Consider the following 17,052-nt stretch of genomic DNA (forward strand, 5'->3'; position numbering starts at 1 on the left):
CTCCCCTGACCTGACAGTCAATCCGGTAATCGGACACCGTGACACGCCTGCAACGGAGTGTCGCGGGCGTGTCACGGTAGGTAGATCAAACCGATCAAAGATTGCCGCGCCGCTCCTGCTCGCGCTCGATCGCCTCGAACAACGCCTTGAAGTTGCCTTTGCCGAAGCCCAGGGAGCCGTGGCGTTCGATCAACTCGTAGAAGACGGTCGGGCGGTCGCCGATCGGCTTGGTGAAGATCTGCAGCAGGTAGCCGTCCTCGTCCCGGTCGACCAGGATCTTGCGCTTCTGCAGCTCCTCGATCGGCGCCCGGACGTTGCCGATCCGCTCCCGCAGCTCCGGGTCCTCGTAGTACGAGTCCGGCGTGTTCAGGAACTCGACGCCGTTGGCCCGCATGATGTCAACGGTGCGCAGGATGTCGTTGGTGGCCAGCGCGATGTGCTGCGCGCCGGCGCCGTCATAGAACTCCAGGAACTCGTCGATCTGCGACTTCTTCTTCGCGATGGCCGGCTCGTTCAGCGGGAACTTGACCCGGTGGTTGCCGTTGGCCACCACCTTGCTCATCAGCGCGGAGTAGTCGGTGGCGATGTCGTCGCCGATGAACTCCGCCATGTTCACGAAGCCCATCACCTTGTTGTAGAAGGTGACCCACTCGTCCATCAGCCCGAGCTCGACGTTGCCGACGACGTGGTCGACCGCCTGGAACAGCCGCTTCGGGTGTCCTTCGGGCCGGGTGACAGCGGTCTTCGCCTCGACGAAGCCGGGCAGGTACGGGCCGTTGTACTTGCTCCGGTCGATCAGCGAGTGCCGCGTGTCCCCGTACGCCGCGATGGCGGCCCGGCGGACCGTACCGTGCTCGTCGGTGACGTCGTGCGGCTCCTCGAGCACGGTCGCACCCTGGGCGCGGGCGTGCTTGATGCACTTGTCGACGTCCGGTACCTCGAGCGAGATGTCCGCGACGCCGTCGCCGTGCTTGCGGTGGTGCTCGTTCAGCGGGCTGGCCGGCGTGACGCCGCCGGTGATGACGAAACGCGCCGAGCCTGCCTTGAGTACGAACGCCTTGTGGTCCTTGTTGCCGTTCTCCGGACCGGAATACGCGACCAGGTCCATCCCGAACGCGAGCTGGTAGTACTTCGCGGTCTGGGTGGCGTTGCCGACCACGAACACCACGGCGTCCATCGCCGTGACGGGGAACGGGTCGGTGCTCTCGTCGTACGGCACCAGGCCGACGAGCTGCTTCAACTGGTCGAGGTCGAGATCGGCGTCGAGCTCTGCCGGCGTGAGGTCGGTGCTGGTCATCGGGGTCCTCCCGGTCGGGGTCGGCTTTCCCGGCTGAGCTTCGCCGGGGCTCGACAGGTTGCGCAACAGAACGGTTTTTCACTGCGCACTCTGCCTAGTATTCTCAGCCTTCTATTGGACTATTTGGTCACCCTGACCACACCCTGACCTCAGCTGGAGGATCGCATGGCCGGAGTCGACGCCCTGGACGCCCGCATCCTCGACCTCTTCGCCGCCGAACCCCGAGTAGGCGTCCTGGAAGCCTCCCGCCGCCTGGGCGTAGCCCGAGGCACAGTCCAAGCCCGCCTGGACCGCCTGACCCGCGACGGGGTCGTCCGAGGCTGGGGCCCCGACGTGGACACCACAGAAATCGGCTACCCGGTCACCGCCTTCGCCACCCTCCAGATCGAACAGGGCTCCGGCCACACCACAGTCGCCGCCGCCCTCGCCGCCATCCCCGAAGTCCTGGAGGTCTACACCATCACCGGCGCCGAAGACCTCTGGTGCCGAATAGTCGCCCGCTCCAACGCCGACCTCCAACGAGTAATCGACCAGGTAGTAATAGTCCAAGGCATCCAACGAGCCTCCACCGTCATAGCCCTGGCCGAACAAGTCCCCCACCGAGTACTCCCCCTACTCCACGCCGCCACCCGCCCCTAACTCGGCCTGCCGCCCCCGGATGTGTCCCGAACGACAGGACATAGCCACCACCCCAAACCCTCGCCACGCTCAGCCGCCGGCCCAACGCCCACCCCACACCGACTATGTCCTGTCGATCGGCACACATCCCCAACCAACCACCCCGCTACGCACCTCCAATCCCCACCCGCGCACTCCCCCAACGCGAGGTATCGCGAAGCGCCACGAACCTGACCCACTCGTCCCCACCACTCGTCCCCACCGTCCACCTCTGCCGCGCACCTCCGGCTCCCACCCCGCGCAGTTCAACCTCGCGAGGTAACGCGAAGCGTCACGAGCCCCAGAGTCGCCGACCCCGCCTCACCGCCCCGCCGCGCACCTCCGGCCCTCCCACGCCCGTTCCAACCCCGCGCACCTCCGGCCCTGCCCACGCCGTTCCAACCCGCCCACCTCCAGCCCTCCCATGTCCAGGCCCTCCCACGCCCGTTCCAACCTGCGCACCTCCAGCCCTCCCACGCCCGTTCCAACCCGCGGACCTCCAGCCCTCCCCACGCGGTTCCAATTCGCGAGGTGACGCCCAGCGTCACGAGCCTGCAGCCTCACCACAGCTGAGCGTCTGCGGCTCCCACCACGCATTTTCCAGCTTGCGAGGTGACGCGAAGCGTCACGAGCCCCGGAGTCGCCGACCCCGGCTTACCACCCGCGCCGCGCGCCTCCGACCCGCCCACGCGGTTCCAGCTCGCGAGGTGACGCGAAGCGTCACGAGCCTGCTGAAGCACCTCCGCCCGGTTGGTCTGGCAGCACCCGCCCGACGGCGACCGCCGGAGCCTGCGTTCTGCGGTTGGCGCGAGGTGACGCGAAGCGTCACGAGCCCTGAGCCGCCCACCACCGGACCGCGCGGCTCCGGCCCCCGCCCGCAGTTTCACTTCGCGAGGTGACGCGCAGCGTCACGAGTCGGGCGGCCGCTCCACCGCCGGCAGCGCGCGGAGCCCGGACCGCAACTGTTGTCGCCGAGGTGACGCGAAGCGTCACGAGGCTGGCTGCCACACACCCTCGCCGGGCGCCTGTCCGCTCGCCCACGCGGCTTCAACTTGCGAGGTGGCGCGAAGCGCCACGAGCCGGGTGGTGGTGCTGATGCTGGGTGGGGTGGTCAGGCGAGGCGTTTGGCTACTTCTACTGCGGCTCGGGCTACTCGGGGGCCTACGAAGTCGCGGTCGAGTTTGCCGAGGACTACTACGCCGATGGAGGCTTCTACGCCTGGTACGCCGAGGACGGGGGAGGAGACGCCTTGGGCGCCGGCCTGGAGTTCGCCGGCGGTGATGACGAAGGGGCGGCCGGCCGGATCGGGCTTGCGGCGGCCGGCGAGGATCGCCTTGCCGGCGGCGCCCTGGTCGAGCGGGTGCCGGGAGCCCATCCGGTACGAGACGTGGAAGTCGGTCCAGCTCGGCTCGATCACCGCGATCGCGAGCGCCTCGTCGCCGTCCGCGACGGTCAGGTGGGCCGTCGCGCCGGTGTCTTCGGCGAGCGAGCGCAGTACCGGCAGTGCAGCGTCTCGCAAGGTCGGCTGGACGCGCCGCGAGTAGTGCAGGACCGCCAGCCCGAGACGCGCGCGGCCTTCGCTGTCGCGACGGACGAGCCGGTGCAGTTCGAGCGTGTTGACCAGGCGGTAGACGACCGTCCGCGAGACGTTCAGCGAGGCGGCCAGCTCGGTGATCGACAGGCCGTCCGGGGCGTCCGCCAGCAACTCGAGGACGGTGAGTCCCCGGTCGAGTGTCTGGGACGTCTCAGCGGGCACAGCCGAAGCGTAACCTTTTTCGGCCCGCGGCCCGATGTCCCCGTATCTTGCTGCCGTGCGAAATTACTGGGCGCTGCTCCCCGCCATCGCCATCTGCGTCGGCCTGATCCTCCTGTACGCCGTGCCGACGCTGGTCAATCCGCAGTGGACGAACAGCATTCTGGCCCTGTTCAAGCAGCTCCCCGGCAGCGAGGAGACCGAGGCGGCCCCGCTCGGCCCGCAGCAGATCCGGTCCCGACGGATGCTCGCCGGCGCTCTGGTGATCGGCGCGCTCGCGCTGGTCGGGTTCAACGTCGCGCTCAACCGGGAGGCGAACGGCTGCTACCTGGCCGCCAAGGCCTGGGGCGCGACCGACGATCGCAAGCACGACGCCGACCCGTGTGTGCACAAGATCTTCGGCGCCTTCTTCGGTGACGGCAAAGGCGAGGTGCTGGAGGACTCCCAGCAGCCGGTCACCGCGTACCAGTTGGTCAAGGGCAAGCGGCCGGCGTACCTGAAGTGGATCCAGAACCCGCCGAAGCCGGACGGGGTCGCGCTGGTGTTCGGCGTCGGGTTCAACTGCGGCGATCTGAAGGTGATCGAGGCCGCTGACAAGATCACCGCGGTGATCGACGAGACCGAGCCCTGCCCGCCGGACAGCCAGATCGAGATGGTGCCGATCAAGCTCGACAAGCCGATCGGGGATCGCCCGATCGTCACGGTCGGCGGCAAGCCGATCCCCCGGATCAACCCCGACCTGCCGTCCTGGGGCACGGTCCTCAAAGAACTCGCCACCGGCGGCTGAGTCCGCGGTGGTCGACGCCAGGGTGCTGGCGAGTGGCGGGTGGCGGGTGGCGAGTGGCGTCAGCGGAGAGCGCGGACCTCTGAGTCGTACTGGCGGAACGGGCGGTTCGTGGCGAGCAGGATGAGCAGGCCGGTGATGCAGACCGCGGCGCCGCCGAGCAGGGCGATCGTCGGGGTGCTGAGGGACGCCGTCGTACCGGCGACGAAGTCTCCAAGACGCGGGCCACCGGCGACGACCACGATGAAGACTCCCTGCAGCCGGCCGCGCATCGCGTCCGGGGCGGCCGATTGCAGGACCGTGTTCCGGTACGCCGAGCTGACCATGTCCGCCGCACCCGATAGCGCGAGCAGCGCGACGCCGAGCCAGATCGTCCGCGACAACCCGAACAGCCCGACCGCCGCCGCATAGACGGTGATCGCCGCGACGATCGCCACCCCTTGCCGCCGGATGCGGCTCACCCAGCCCGAGAACAGCACACCGACGAGTGCGCCGATTGCCGGTGCCGCCTGCAGCAGCCCGACAGTCCGTACGCCGCCCGCGAAGAACGCGCCCGCGACGGCTGGGAACAGCGCCCGCGGTTGCGCGAACACCATCGCGAGGATGTCCGCGAGGAAGGTCGCGAGCAGGGCGGGGGCGGCTCGGAGGAAGGTGAAGCCCTCCAGTACCGAGCGCAGGCCGGCCCGGCGTACCAGGCCGGTCGGTGGTACCGGAGGTAGCCGAAACAGCGCGTAGAGCGCGGCGGTGAAGGTGATGACGTCCACCAGGTATGCCGCGCCGAACCCCTGCCAGGCGATCACCACGGCGCCGAGCAACGGTCCGGCGGTGAAGCCGAGGTTGAACGCGGCCTGGCTGAGCGTGTTGGCCGCCGGAAGCAGTTCGGGGCGGATGAGCCGCGGGATGATCGCGGACCGCGCCGGGCCGTTCACCGCGAAACAGGCCGACTGGACGGCGATCACGGCGTACAGGACCCACACCTGGTTCCAGTGCAGCTCGGACTGCGCGACCAGCAGCATCGACAGCAGCCAGAGCCCGCCCGACGAGACGAGCGCGAGTGTCCGTCGATCGATCGCGTCCGCCATCGCGCCGCCGTACAACCCGAAGACGACCAGCGGCACCAGCGCGAAGAGCCCGACCAGACCGACCGCGAAAGTCGAGTGGGTCAGCGCGTAGACCTGGATCGAGACGGTCACCGCCGTCATCTGCTGCCCGAGCTGCGAGACCGTCGACCCGACCCACAACCGCCGGAAATCCGCCGACTCCTTGAGCGGACGGATATCGGTCAGCAGTCGGGCCACAGGCCTGAACTTATGTCACGACTTTCCAGCCCCGACAGCAGGGCACACCACTTTCGGTACTTACGTTCAGGCTCGGCGTTGGGTGGCCCAGTCTCGGATCAGTTCTATGCGGTCTTTTAGTTCTGTGGAGGAGGCGTGGGCGGCGGCGGGGCCGCCTAGCTTGCGGCGGAGGTCGTTGTGGATGACGCCGTGGGGCTGGCCGGTGCGGTGGTGCCAGGCGGCGACCAGACCGTTCAGCTCGCGCCGTAACAGAGCGACCTGCTCGTGCGTGGCCAGCTCGACCGGGGTCGGCTCCTCGCGCGTGGACTTGCCGCGCTTCTTCTCCTGGGCCAGCGACTTCGCCTGCCGCTTGTTCAGCAGCTCGCGGACCTGGTCGGGCTCGAGCAGCCCGGGCAGGCCGAGGAAGTCCATCTCCTCGTCCGAGCCGAGATCGCCACCCATCCCGTAGTCACCACCGTCGAAGACGACCCGGTCGAAGCTCGCATCGGACCCGAGCGCCTCGAACTTGGCGTCCAGGTCGTCGCTCGCGCCCTCGGCCTCGTTCGCCTTCTTCAGCAGGTCGTCCTCGAGCGCGAAGATGTCTCCATCCTCGGCAGAGTTCTTCCGGCCGAGCACATGGTCGCGCTCGACCTCCATCTCGGCCGCGAAGCTCAGCAGCCGGGTCACCGACGGCACGAACACCGACGCCGTCTCACCCCGCTTGCGGGCCCGCACGAACCGCCCGATGGCCTGCGCGAAGAACAGCGGCGTCGAGGTCGGCGTCGCGTAGACCCCGACCGCCAGCCGCGGCACGTCGACGCCCTCACTCACCATCCGGACCGCGACCATCCAGCGCTGCTCGCCGGCCGAGAAGGCCTGGATCTTCTTGCTCGCCGCCTTCTCGTCGGACAGCACTACGGTCGGCGCCTCGCCGGTCAGCTCGCGGAGGGTCTTCGCATAGGCGCGGGCCGTGTTCTGGTCACCCGAGATGACCAGCCCGCCCGCATCAGGCATGTGCCGCCGTACTTCGGTCAGCCTCTTGTCAGCCGCAGCCAGTACTGCGGGCATCCACTCGCCCGTCGGGTCGAGCGCGGTCCGCAGCGCCTGCGCCGTCAGATCCTTCGTCAGCGGCTCACCCAGTCGGGCGGCGACCTCGTCACCCGCCTTGGTGCGCCAGCGCATCTCACCGGAGTACGACATGAAGATGACCGGCCGTACGACGTGGTCGCGCAGCGCGTGCCCGTAGCCGTAGACGTAGTCCGCCCGGCTCCGCGCGGCGCCGTCGTGGCCGTGCTCGTACGTGACGAACGGGATCGGGTTGTCGTCGCTGCGGAACGGCGTACCGGTCAAGGCCAGGCGACGGGTGGCCGGGTCGAACGCCTCCCGGATGCCTTCACCCCAGCTGAGCGCGTCACCGCCGTGGTGCACCTCGTCGAGGATCACCAGGGTGCGGAACTTCTCGGTCCGGACCCGGAAGGCGAGTGGGTTCACCGCGACCCCGGCGTATGTGACCGCGACGCCCTGGAAGTCCTTGTTCGTCCGGCCCTTGCCGCCGGCGAACGTCGGGTCGATGGCGATCCCGGCCCGGTCGGCCGCCTCGGCCCACTGGACCTTCAGGTGCTCGGTCGGCGTCACCACCGTGATCCGGTCGATCACCCTGCGCTGCAGGAGCTCGGCGGCGACGGTCAGCGCGAACGTCGTCTTACCGGCGCCCGGCGTCGCGACCGCCAGGAAATCCTTAGGCTGCTTGTCCAGATAGAGCTGGAGCGCCTCCGCCTGCCAGGCCCGCAGCTTGCTCGCAGTTCCCCACGCGGCGCGGTCCGGATAGGCCGGAGGTAGCACGGCTGGTGCTGCAGGCACGTGCGAATCCACGGACGGCATACTCCCCCGATAGTCGACTGTCGGCCGTACAGGAACGTTACCCGAGATCGCCGACAAGGTCAGATCGGTGGGTGCCCCGCCGAGACACGGGCGTGTCGACGGGGCTGTGGAGAAAGGCTGGGAGTTACCCGGCGTGGCGACCTACACTCGGGGCTATGAGTACTCAGTTGAGCCCGGGTGCCGAGACGGTCGTCGATGAGCGGACCAAGCCGTCGCTGGACGAGGGCGATCATGAGCGGTTCTCGCACTATGTGCCGAAGGACAAGCTCACCGAGGCGATGGTGATGGGGACGCCGGTGGTCGCGCTGTGCGGCAAGGTGTGGGTGCCCAGTCGCGACCCGCAGAAGTTCCCGGTCTGCCCGGAGTGCAAGGAGATCTGGGAGTCGCTCAACTCGGGCGACGACGACAAGGAGTAGTCACGCCGAGCCGATGGGCCCAGGACAGGTACTAGTTCTGGGTCGGGTCGTCGGGGTAGGTGGCCAGGTAGGCCATCTCGTCGTGCTGGCGCCGCAGGACGCGGCGCCACAGGCCTTCCGGCTGGAGGCTGAACACGTCGTCGGGCTCGGACGGTACGACGTACCAGGCACCCTCGGTGATCTCGCCCTCGAGCTGTCCGCTCGACCAGCCGGCGTACCCGGCGAAGATCCGCATCCGCTGGATCGCGCCCTCCAGCAGCGCCGGCGGTACGTCGAGATCGATCAACCCGATCCGGCCGAAGCATTCCCGCCACCCCGGCGGATCGGCCGACTCGATCACCTCGGCGACCGCGAGGGCGCTGTCGGTCCCCACCGGCCCGCCCATGAAGAGCACGCCGGGCTCGCTCACCGTCGCCGACCAGTCGGCCAGCACCCGGTCGACCTCGAGATCCGCGGCCCGGTTCACCACGACACCCAGCGCGCCGTCCTCGTCATGATCCAGCAGCAGGATCACCGACCGCCGAAACGGCGGCTCGTCCAGCAACGGGGTAGCCACCAGCAGCGAGCCGGTCAGGGTCGTGGCCGTCATGCCCCCATCATGTCGTGCCCGGCGCCCTTTGCGTACGGAGCGCGCGAAACCCGAGCCAGGCACCCAGCGCCAGCCCGCACAGATCCGCGACCGAGTCGAACGGATCGCCCGACCGGAACGGCAGCCAGTAGTACTGGACGATCTCGCTGACCACCGCGTTGGCGGCGACCACCGGCAACAGATACCGGGCCGGTACGCCCGCCCGCAACCCGAAGTACGCGACCGATCCGAACAGGAACAGATGCGCCAGCTTGTCGGAGTACGGGAAGTCGACGCCCGACGCATCCTGATGCGGTGAGTACACCCCGTACAGGTGGATGCCACAGGCCACCACGAAGGCGACCCGCCACACCCACGCGGTACGGGACGTACGGACCTCGGTTGAAGTAGTGATGGAGTCAATCAAAGCAAGTGACTCAAATCAGCGCGCCCGGGGAGTCGTCCGGGAAGTGCTCCGCCGCCGGCGCCTTGCCGCCCGCCGCGTCACGGACGGCGTGCGCCACCCGCGTGTGCACCTCCGGGTGGAAGACGCTCGGCACGATGTAGTCGGCGTTCAGCTCGTCGTCGGTGACGACCCCGGCCAGCGCCTTCGCGGCCGCCAGCTCGGTCTGGATCGACACCTTCGACGACTGCGCGTCGAGCAGGCCGCGGAAGACGCCCGGGAAGACCAGCACGTTGTTGATCTGGTTCGGGAAGTCGCTGCGCCCGGTCGCGACGACGGCCGCGTGCTCGTGCGCCGCCGCCGGGTCGACCTCGGGGTCCGGGTTGGCCAGCGCGAAGACGATCGAGTCCTTGTTCATCGTCGCGATGTCGGCGCCGGTCAGGATGTTCGGCGCCGAGACGCCGATGAACACGTCGGCGCCGGCCAGCGCGCCCTTCAGGTCGCCGCTGTACTTCGCGGCGTTGGTGTTCTCCGCGATCCAGCGCAGCTCGGGCGACAGCCCGTCGCGCTCGGAGTGGATGACGCCGGCGATGTCGGCCACGATCGTGTCCTTGACCCCGGCCTCGATCAGCAGTTTGAGGATCGCGGTACCGGCCGCGCCCGCGCCGGACAGCACGATCCGTACCTCGCTGATGTCCTTGTTGACCACCCGCAGCGCGTTGAACAGCGCGGCCAGGACGACGACCGCCGTCCCGTGCTGGTCGTCGTGGAAGACCGGGATGTCGAGCTCCTCGCGCAGCCGGGCCTCGATCTCGAAGCAGCGCGGCGCGGAGATGTCCTCCAGGTTGATCCCGGCGAACCCGGGCGCGATCGCCTTGACCACGGCGATGATCGCCTCGGTGTCCTGGGTGTCCAGGCACAGCGGCCAGGCGTCGATGCCGGCGAAGCGCTTGAACAGCGCGGCCTTGCCCTCCATCACCGGCAGCGCGGCCTCCGGGCCGATGTTGCCCAGGCCGAGCACCGCGGAGCCGTCGGTGACGACCGCGACGCTGTTGCGCTTGATGGTCAGCCGGCGCGCGTCGTCGGGATTGGCGGCGATCGCCAGGCAGACCCGGGCCACTCCCGGGGTGTAGATCATCGAGAGGTCGTCCCGGTTGCGGATCGGGTGCTTGGCCTCCATCGAGATCTTGCCGCCGAGGTGCATCAGGAAGGTCCGGTCGGAGACCCGGCCGATCTCGACGCCCGGTACGGCACGCATCGCCTCGACCAGCCGGCCGGCGTGCTCGGTGTCGGCGGCCGCGCACGTCACGTCGATCCGCAGCCGCTCGTGGCCGGAGGCGGTCACGTCGAGGGCGGTCACGAGGCCGCCGGCCTGCTCGACCGCGGTGGTCAGTTTGCTCACCGTGGAGCCACCGGCGGGGACCTCGAGGCGGACGGTGATGGAGTAGGAAACGCTCGGCAAGGCAGTCACGCGGGTGATCCTCTCATGTCACTGGTCAGGTCCGGAGGTTCTGTTCTTAAAGTGCACGCCGAACGGCTGGGTAATCCATTACCCGCCCGCTACGCTGAGCCCTCTGACCCAGTCGGCGGGAGGGTGTGGATGGCGACGATCAGCGAGGTCGCGGCCAGGGCCCGGGTCTCCACGGCGACCGTGTCGCGCGCCCTGAACGGCAAGTCCACCGTCGATCCCGGCCTGGCAGCGCGGGTACGCCGGGCCGCCGAGGAACTCGGATACCAGCCCAACGGCCCCGCCCGGAACCTGCGCCGTCAGGAGGCTGCCGTCGTCGCGCTGATCATCTCCGACGTCGAGAACCCCTTCTTCACCGCGATCGCCCGTGGCGTCGAGGACGTCGCGCACGAGGTCGGCTACTCGGTCGTGCTCTGCAACTCCGACGAGAACGCCGAGAAGGAGAACCGCTACATCGACGTCGCCCTGCAGGAACGAGTGGCCGGCGTCATCCTGTCCCCGTCCGGTACGACGACCAGCGTCGAGAAGCTCAGCAAGCGCGGAACCGCCTTCGTGGCGGTCGATCGGCCGCTGCCCGGGCAGTCCAGCGACGTCGTCCTCGTCGACACCCGGCTGGCTGCCCGGGAGGCGACGGCTCACTTGATAGACCAGGGCTATCAACGGATCGGGTGTATCACCGGGCCGGCCGGAGTCCGGACCGCGGATGACCGGCTCGCGGGGTATCGGGATGCGCTGAAGGCTCGGCGGCTGCGCAGTACGGCGAAGTTGGTGCGGCGTACGGAGTACAAGGCAGCTGGCGCACATCGGGCGGCGCAGGAGTTGCTCGACCAACCGGAGCCGCCGGACGCGTTGCTGGTCGCGAACAGCGCGATGGCGGTCGGCGTGCTGCAAGCCCTGCAGGAGCACCGCATCCGGCCCGGCAAGCAGGTCGGCATCGTCGCCTTCGACGACGCGCCCTGGGCCGAGCTACTCGATCCCCCGCTGACGGTCGTTGCCCAGCCGGCATACGAGATCGGTACGGTCGCTGCCCGCCTCCTGCTGGCCAGAATCACCGACAACACCCGGGCGACCACCACGACTACCCTCGCCGCCCGGCTGATCGAACGAGCCAGCTCCCACCGCAGCTGACCCACCCCGCCGAAATGGCTAGCCGGTCGGGTTTTCCTCGGCGTAGATCTGGGCGGCGTTGGCCTTGTCGATCAGGCGGGTCTTCAGGGTCTGGGTCTTCTCGATCGTGCCGCAGTCGATCAGCAGCTTCTTGGCCGCGGCGATCGCTTCCTTGCCGTTGGTCGGGTAGGTGAAGGTGGCCGACAGCCGGCCCTCCTCGACCGCCTTGATGCCGCCGGACGGGATCGGCAGCGCGTCGATGCCGATGAACTTCATCTCCTTCTCGCGATGTACCGCCTTCGCCGCCAGGTAGGCGCCCTCGGCCATCGGGTCGTTGTGCGCGTAGACGAGGTCGATCTTCGGATTGGCCTTCAGCAGCGCGTCCATCTGCGCCTGGCCCTTCTCCCGCAACCAGTCGCCACTCGCGTCGGCGACGATCTTGATCTTCGGGTTCGCCTTGATCGCCTCGACGAAGCCCTGGTGCCGCTCGGCCTGCGGGGTCGCGCCGGCCAGCCCCTTGAGCTCCACCACGTTGCCACCTTGCGGGAGGAGCTTCTCGGCGACGTACTTGCCTGCCTCGGTACCGATCTCGACGTTGTCGCCGCCGATGAACCCGGTGTACGCGTCGCCCTCGACCTTGCGGTCCAGGACGAGTACCGGGATGCCCTTGTCGTAGGCCTTCTTCACCACGGCGGTCAGCGGCTTGGCCTCGTTCGGGCTGATGATCAGCAGGTCGATCTGCTGGGTCAGGTAGTTCTCGACGTCCGCGACCTGCTTGGCGTTGTCCTGTGCCGCGTCGGCGAACTTCACGTCGAACTGCGGCACGTCCTTGGCCGCGGCCTTGATGTCGTCGTCCATCCGCTGCCGGTAGGGCTCGGCCACGTTGGCCTGGCTCATCCCGATCACATACTTGCCGTCGGCCCCTTTACAATCCTTGGAGGCAGCTGCCTGCGGCTTGTCGGAGGTACGGTCGTTGGTGGTGCCGCAGCCGGCCAGGACCAGGGCGGCGACGGCCGCGGCGGCGAGGGGTGCTTTCAGGTTGCGCATGGGTGAGCCCTTCTTTTAAGAGGCGGGGCGGAGTCGTTGCAGCGCGGCCGCGGCGACGATCACGAGTCCCTTGATCAGCAGCTGGATGTTGGAGTCGATGTTGTTCAGGGCGAGGATGTTGTTCAGTACTCCGAGCAGCAACGCGCCGGCCACAGTGCCCGCGACCGAGCCCCGGCCGCCGGCCAGACTGGTACCGCCGATCACCACCGCGGCGATCGCGTCGAGCTCGTAGCCGATGCCGTCGTTCGGGCTGCCCTGGTTGAGCTGGACGGCGTGCACGATGCCGGCCAGCGAGGCGAGCAGTCCGCAGATCGCGAAGACGGCGATCTTCACCCGGATCACCGGTACGCCGGACAGCCGGGCGGCCTTCTCGTTGCCGCCGACGGCGTACAGATGCCGGGAGAAGGCGCTGACCCGCAGGAAGACGACGGCGGCGATCGCGACCACCGCGAAGATCAGCACCGGGATCGGTACCAGGCCGCCGAAGGTCCGCTCGCCCAGGATCGCGAACGAGTCCGGCGCCTCGTGCGGACCGTTGCCATAGGCAATCGCCACGCCCTGCCCGTCGGACCAGATCCGGGCCAGCCCGCGCGCTATCTGCAACCCCGCCAGCGTGACGATGAACGACTGGATCCCGATCATCGCCGTCGCTATTCCCTGCAACGCGCCGAACACCAGCCCGATCGCCAGCACCACCAGCACCGACGGCAGAAACCCCCAGTCACTCTCCACCATCAACACCGCCGACCCGACCGCCGCCAGCCCGAGCACGGCCCCCACCGACAGATCGATCCCCCCGATCAGGATCACGAACGTCATCCCGACCGCGATGATCCCGATCTCGGAAACCGCCCTGACCACATTCGCCAGATTGTCCGCACTGACAAACAAAACCTCCCCATCCCGCCGAGGCGAAAAGATGATCGCCGCCACAAACACCGCCAACAGCCCGAACACACTCTGAAACCGAAACAGAGTGGCAACCACCCCACCGGACTTCTCGGCGATCGCGGTAGGGGCCGGCACAGCGTTGTCCTGTACGTCGGTCATTGGAGGGCTCCTTCGCCCATGGCGGCGGCCAATAGATCACCTTCGGTGGAGTTGGTGGTGGTGAAGGTGGCGACGTCGCGTCCGTCTCGGAGGACTACTACTCGGTCGCAGACTCCTACCAGTTCGGGGAGTTCCGAGGAAGCGAGGAGGACGCCGATGCCCTGGGCTGCCAGTTCGCCGAGGAGGCGGTAGATCTCGGACTTGGCGTTGATGTCGACGCCTCGAGTCGGCTCATCCAGCAACAAGAGCCGCGGGTTGGTGAGGAGCATGCGGCCGAAGACGACCTTCTGCTGGTTGCCGCCGGAGAGAGTGCCCACCTCGTCCTGCAACCGCCCGTACTTCAACCGCAGCCGGTCCGCCATCCGCACCGATGCGGCCCGCTCCATCCGCCGCGCGATCACCCCCAACCGCCCGTACGCCGGAAGGCTCGAGACCACCGTGTTGGCCAGGATCGAATGGAACAGCACCAACCCCGAAACCCGCCGGTCTTCCGGCACGAACCCGATCCCCTGCCGCAACGACTGTCGAGGCCCGCGCGACCGGATCTCCTTGCCCTGCATCACGATCCGCCCCGATCGCGTGCCACCCGGCGCAACGCCGTACAAGGTCTCGAGCAACTCGGTACGACCGGAGCCGAGCAGTCCGGCAAGCCCGACGATCTCGCCGGCCCGGACGCTGAGCGAGATGCCCGCCGGATCGCGCCGCCCCGGACGCGGCCGGCGCGGGGTCAGGGCGAGATCCGAGACCCGCAGCAGTTCGTCTCCCGTCGCGACGTCCGGCGTGGTGAACATCGTCTGCACCGGCCGCCCGACCATCGCCTCGACCACCTCCGCGGTGGTCAGCGATCGCGGGTCGAAACTCGCCACGTTCTGCCCGTTGCGCAGGACCGTCGCGCGGTCGGCGACCTGGGCGATCTCCTCCATCCGGTGCGAGATGTAGACGATGCCGACGCCGCCGCGGCGGAGTTCGCGGATCACGACGAACAGCCGCTCGACCTCGGACGTCGTCAGCGCGGAGGTCGGCTCGTCCATGATCAGCACCCGCGCGTCCAGCGAGATCGCCTTCGCGATCGTGACGAGTTGCTGCTCGCCGACGCGGAGTTCGCCGACCGGGCGGCGGGGGTCGAGGGCGACTCCGCTGCGTTCGAGCAGGGTGCGGGCTTCGCGTTCCATCCGCCGGCGGTCGACCGTGCGGAGCGGAGTACGGAGTTCGCGGCCGAGGAAGATGTTGTCCGCGACGGACAGGCCCGGCACGAGGTCGAGTTCCTGGTGGATCATCGCGATCCCGGCGGCCTGCGCGTCGGTCGGGCCGCTGAATGAGACCGGGGCGCCGTTGATCTCGATCTGCCCGTCGTACCCGGTGACGTCACCGGACAGGATCTTCATCAGCGTGCTCTTGCCGGCGCCGTTCTCGCCGAGCAGCGCGTGCACCTCACCCGCGCCGAGGGTGAAGTCGACCTCACGACAGGCCTGTACGCCGCCGTAGCGCTTCCCGATCCGGGTCATCCGTACCAGGGCCGCGGCCTGTGACATGGCGCCTCCGCGATCGGGTGAGTAATCGATTTCCCGGACGCTAGACCCGCGCCCCGCACACCGTCAACCCTTCACCGAACTTAGCCCGCCCCCGACACTCCCCAACACCCTTTCCACCACCCTCGAACCCCACCCCGACGTAGCGGCGTTGGCACCGCTTGGGGGCGAGCCCACATGATGTGGGCTTGGACAGGAAGTGGTGGGCGGGACGGGGCAGGGTTACTCGTCGAGCCAGGCTTGGACGGAGTTGTTGTGTTCGCCGAGGCGGGGCGGGGGGAGGTTGGTTTCGCGGGCGCCGGCGTACGGGTTGTCGTCGAAGCGGAGGGGTGGGCCGGGGAGCTGGATGCGGCCCAGGGTCGGATGGTCGACGTCGATCAGCAGGCCCTGCGAAACCGTCTGCTCCCATTCGTAGACCTGCTGGAAGTCGCGCACCTTGCCGGCCGGAATGCCCGCCTCGGCGAGACCGCGCAACCACTCGTCAGCGGGCGAAGTACTGAATGCCTTCTCGATCGCGGCCGTCAGCTCATCACGATGGGCGACCCGCAAGGCGTTCGTCGCGAAGCGCTCATCGGCGAAGTCCAGCCCGACGAGCGGCGCGAAGGTCCGCCACTGCGACTCGCTGCCGACCGCCACCTGCACGATGTCGTCGCGAGTCCGGTACATCCCGTACGGCGCGATCTGCGCATGGTGATTGCCGACCCGCTCCGGCAACTCCCCCGCGACGGTCCACTTGGTGCCATGGAACGCATGAACCCCGACCACCGACGCCAGCAGCGAAGTACGCACGACCCGCCCCCGGCCAGTGACGTTCCGCTCGTGCAGCGCGGCCAGCACCCCATAGGCGCCGTACATCCCGGCCAGCAGATCCGCGATCGGTACGCCGGTCTTGGTCGGCTCCACCTCACCCGTGATACTCATCAGCCCGCCCTCCCCCTGAGCGATCTGGTCGTACCCGGCCCGCCCGCCTTCCGGCCCGTCATGCCCGAACCCGGTGATGGACAAGATCACCAGCCGCGGATTCAGCTCCTGCAACCGCTCGACCGGGAACCCCAGCCGATCCAGCACCCCCGGCCGGAAGTTCTCCAGCAGCACGTCGGCCTTCCGCACCAGCCGGCTGAGGAACTCCTTGCCCTCCGCCGACTTCAGGTCCGCGGTCACCGACTCCTTGTTCCGGTTGGCCGACAGAAAGTACGTCGACTCCCCCTCGACGAACGGCGGCCCCCACCCCCGGCTGTCGTCCCCACCGGCGGGAGTCTCGACCTTGATCACCCGGGCCCCCAGATCCCCCAGCATCATTGCCGCATGAGGCCCCGACAACGCCCGAGTCAGATCAACAACCACCAGGTCAGACAGAAGGTTCTGCACCTCCACACCCTAGGCGTAGCCTCGCGAGGTAGGAGGGGATTGTGATGGCGTTCACCGGCAGTGGGACGAAGGACGATCCGTGGGTGCTGAGTACGCCGCCCGGCGGATCGCAGTACGAGATGTACCGGGATGACGACGTGCTGGTGTGTCAGGTGGGGAGCACCAAGCTCAGTTATCAGGCGCGGTGCATCGAGGACCTGCACGCGATGCTGACCAAGCACGGGGACTGGATGTTGTTGGGCAACGCGGATGAGCAGAAGCCTGCGGCGCCGGGGACCGTGGAGGCCTGGGCGCGTGCGGAGGACAACCCGGTGGGTGGCTGGTACGGGTTGAAGAAGGGCTTCCGTGGCCGATTCGCGAACTACGTGCCGCCGGTACTGGAGGCGCTCGGTCTTGCCGAGGTCGAGCACAACGCCCGCAACAACCGCATGCGAGCGCTCTGAAGGC

General features: G+C 68.5%; 16 protein-coding genes. 5 read left to right on the plus strand and 11 right to left on the minus strand.

The genetic code is table 11. The annotated features are described in order from the left end of the window. Nucleotides 1-94: 94 nt before the first annotated feature. Complete coding sequence (gene hppD, locus ACIA12_RS16715) at nt 95-1,297, minus strand: 4-hydroxyphenylpyruvate dioxygenase (protein WP_396367860.1); 1,203 nt, start codon at nt 1,295-1,297, stop codon at nt 95-97. Nucleotides 1,298-1,462: 165 nt separating this feature from the next. Between hppD and ACIA12_RS16720 the strand changes: the two genes are divergently transcribed. Beyond that, nucleotides 1,463-1,936, plus strand: a complete 474-nt coding sequence (locus tag ACIA12_RS16720; protein WP_396367861.1) for an Lrp/AsnC family transcriptional regulator — start codon at nt 1,463-1,465, stop codon at nt 1,934-1,936. A 1,129-nt stretch (nt 1,937-3,065) separates the two neighbouring features. Here the strand turns inward: ACIA12_RS16720 and ACIA12_RS16725 are convergent. Further along, nucleotides 3,066-3,710 carry an IclR family transcriptional regulator gene (locus ACIA12_RS16725; protein ID WP_396367862.1) on the minus strand — a complete coding sequence of 215 codons (645 nt, stop codon included), beginning with the start codon at nt 3,708-3,710 and terminating at the stop codon, nt 3,066-3,068. 55 nt (nt 3,711-3,765) lie between these two features. Here ACIA12_RS16725 and ACIA12_RS16730 point away from each other — a divergent pair, with 55 nt between their 5' ends. Then, nucleotides 3,766-4,494, plus strand: coding sequence for a hypothetical protein (locus ACIA12_RS16730; protein ID WP_396367863.1), 729 nt, complete (start codon nt 3,766-3,768; stop codon nt 4,492-4,494). Nucleotides 4,495-4,553: 59 nt separating this feature from the next. Here ACIA12_RS16730 and ACIA12_RS16735 read toward each other — a convergent pair whose 3' ends face one another. Next, the gene (locus ACIA12_RS16735; RefSeq protein WP_396367864.1) at nt 4,554-5,789 is read right to left on the minus strand and encodes an MFS transporter; all 1,236 of its coding nucleotides are present in this window, start codon (nt 5,787-5,789) and stop codon (nt 4,554-4,556) included. A 66-nt stretch (nt 5,790-5,855) separates the two neighbouring features. Next, nucleotides 5,856-7,649 carry a DEAD/DEAH box helicase gene (locus ACIA12_RS16740; RefSeq protein ID WP_396367866.1) on the minus strand — a complete coding sequence of 598 codons (1,794 nt, stop codon included), beginning with the start codon at nt 7,647-7,649 and terminating at the stop codon, nt 5,856-5,858. A gap of 155 nt (nt 7,650-7,804) precedes the next feature. Here ACIA12_RS16740 and ACIA12_RS16745 point away from each other — a divergent pair, with 155 nt between their 5' ends. Next, nucleotides 7,805-8,065, plus strand: coding sequence for a DUF3039 domain-containing protein (locus ACIA12_RS16745; RefSeq protein ID WP_396367868.1), 261 nt, complete (start codon nt 7,805-7,807; stop codon nt 8,063-8,065). 31 nt (nt 8,066-8,096) lie between these two features. On the opposite strand, the gene ACIA12_RS16750 is transcribed toward ACIA12_RS16745, so the two are convergent. Genes ACIA12_RS16750 through ACIA12_RS16760 form a run of 3 tightly spaced genes read right to left on the minus strand, consistent with a single transcriptional unit; the run spans nt 8,097 to nt 10,507 of the window. Continuing rightward, a complete protein-coding gene (locus tag ACIA12_RS16750) occupies nt 8,097-8,654 on the minus strand; it encodes a YqgE/AlgH family protein (RefSeq protein WP_396367869.1) in 558 nt (185 codons plus the stop codon). A gap of 7 nt (nt 8,655-8,661) precedes the next feature. Next, the gene (locus ACIA12_RS16755; RefSeq protein ID WP_396367870.1) at nt 8,662-9,060 is read right to left on the minus strand and encodes a VanZ family protein; all 399 of its coding nucleotides are present in this window, start codon (nt 9,058-9,060) and stop codon (nt 8,662-8,664) included. A gap of 10 nt (nt 9,061-9,070) precedes the next feature. Continuing rightward, nucleotides 9,071-10,507 carry an NAD-dependent malic enzyme gene (locus tag ACIA12_RS16760; RefSeq protein ID WP_396367872.1) on the minus strand — a complete coding sequence of 479 codons (1,437 nt, stop codon included), beginning with the start codon at nt 10,505-10,507 and terminating at the stop codon, nt 9,071-9,073. Nucleotides 10,508-10,636: 129 nt separating this feature from the next. On the opposite strand from ACIA12_RS16760, the gene ACIA12_RS16765 reads away from it, so the two are divergent. Further along, nucleotides 10,637-11,632, plus strand: coding sequence for a LacI family DNA-binding transcriptional regulator (locus ACIA12_RS16765; RefSeq protein ID WP_396367874.1), 996 nt, complete (start codon nt 10,637-10,639; stop codon nt 11,630-11,632). An 18-nt stretch (nt 11,633-11,650) separates the two neighbouring features. Here ACIA12_RS16765 and ACIA12_RS16770 read toward each other — a convergent pair whose 3' ends face one another. The 4 genes from ACIA12_RS16770 to ACIA12_RS16785 form a co-directional block, all read right to left on the minus strand. After that, a complete protein-coding gene (locus ACIA12_RS16770; RefSeq protein WP_396367875.1) occupies nt 11,651-12,658 on the minus strand; it encodes a substrate-binding domain-containing protein in 1,008 nt (335 codons plus the stop codon). A gap of 15 nt (nt 12,659-12,673) precedes the next feature. After that, entirely contained in the window at nt 12,674-13,708 is a 1,035-nt protein-coding gene (locus ACIA12_RS16775) for an ABC transporter permease (protein ID WP_396367876.1), read from the minus strand. Continuing rightward, nucleotides 13,705-15,240 carry a sugar ABC transporter ATP-binding protein gene (locus ACIA12_RS16780; RefSeq protein WP_396367877.1) on the minus strand — a complete coding sequence of 512 codons (1,536 nt, stop codon included), beginning with the start codon at nt 15,238-15,240 and terminating at the stop codon, nt 13,705-13,707. The genes ACIA12_RS16775 and ACIA12_RS16780 overlap by 4 nt, the downstream gene beginning before the upstream one ends. A gap of 219 nt (nt 15,241-15,459) precedes the next feature. Next, nucleotides 15,460-16,605 carry a CaiB/BaiF CoA transferase family protein gene (locus tag ACIA12_RS16785; RefSeq protein WP_396367878.1) on the minus strand — a complete coding sequence of 382 codons (1,146 nt, stop codon included), beginning with the start codon at nt 16,603-16,605 and terminating at the stop codon, nt 15,460-15,462. A 44-nt stretch (nt 16,606-16,649) separates the two neighbouring features. Here ACIA12_RS16785 and ACIA12_RS16790 point away from each other — a divergent pair, with 44 nt between their 5' ends. Further along, nucleotides 16,650-17,048, plus strand: a complete 399-nt coding sequence (locus tag ACIA12_RS16790; RefSeq protein ID WP_363831401.1) for a DUF6855 family protein — start codon at nt 16,650-16,652, stop codon at nt 17,046-17,048. Nucleotides 17,049-17,052: the final 4 nt, after the last annotated feature.

The organism is Kribbella sp. NPDC051620, assembly GCF_044453825.1.
Lineage (GTDB): Bacteria > Actinomycetota > Actinomycetes > Propionibacteriales > Kribbellaceae > Kribbella.

What these genes read in the sequence shown, in the direction of transcription:
- ACIA12_RS16790 (WP_363831401.1), top strand. Translation starts at nt 16,650, where the DNA reads ATGGCGTTCACCGGCAGTGGGACGAAGGACGATCCGTGGGTGCTGAGT.
- ACIA12_RS16765 (WP_396367874.1), top strand. Translation starts at nt 10,637, where the DNA reads ATGGCGACGATCAGCGAGGTCGCGGCCAGGGCCCGGGTCTCCACGGCG.
- ACIA12_RS16720 (WP_396367861.1), top strand. Translation starts at nt 1,463, where the DNA reads ATGGCCGGAGTCGACGCCCTGGACGCCCGCATCCTCGACCTCTTCGCC.
- ACIA12_RS16750 (WP_396367869.1), bottom strand. Translation starts at nt 8,654, where the DNA reads ATGACGGCCACGACCCTGACCGGCTCGCTGCTGGTGGCTACCCCGTTG.
- ACIA12_RS16780 (WP_396367877.1), bottom strand. Translation starts at nt 15,240, where the DNA reads ATGTCACAGGCCGCGGCCCTGGTACGGATGACCCGGATCGGGAAGCGC.
- ACIA12_RS16740 (WP_396367866.1), bottom strand. Translation starts at nt 7,649, where the DNA reads ATGCCGTCCGTGGATTCGCACGTGCCTGCAGCACCAGCCGTGCTACCT.
- ACIA12_RS16770 (WP_396367875.1), bottom strand. Translation starts at nt 12,658, where the DNA reads ATGCGCAACCTGAAAGCACCCCTCGCCGCCGCGGCCGTCGCCGCCCTG.
- ACIA12_RS16775 (WP_396367876.1), bottom strand. Translation starts at nt 13,708, where the DNA reads ATGACCGACGTACAGGACAACGCTGTGCCGGCCCCTACCGCGATCGCC.
- ACIA12_RS16745 (WP_396367868.1), top strand. Translation starts at nt 7,805, where the DNA reads ATGAGTACTCAGTTGAGCCCGGGTGCCGAGACGGTCGTCGATGAGCGG.
- hppD (WP_396367860.1), bottom strand. Translation starts at nt 1,297, where the DNA reads ATGACCAGCACCGACCTCACGCCGGCAGAGCTCGACGCCGATCTCGAC.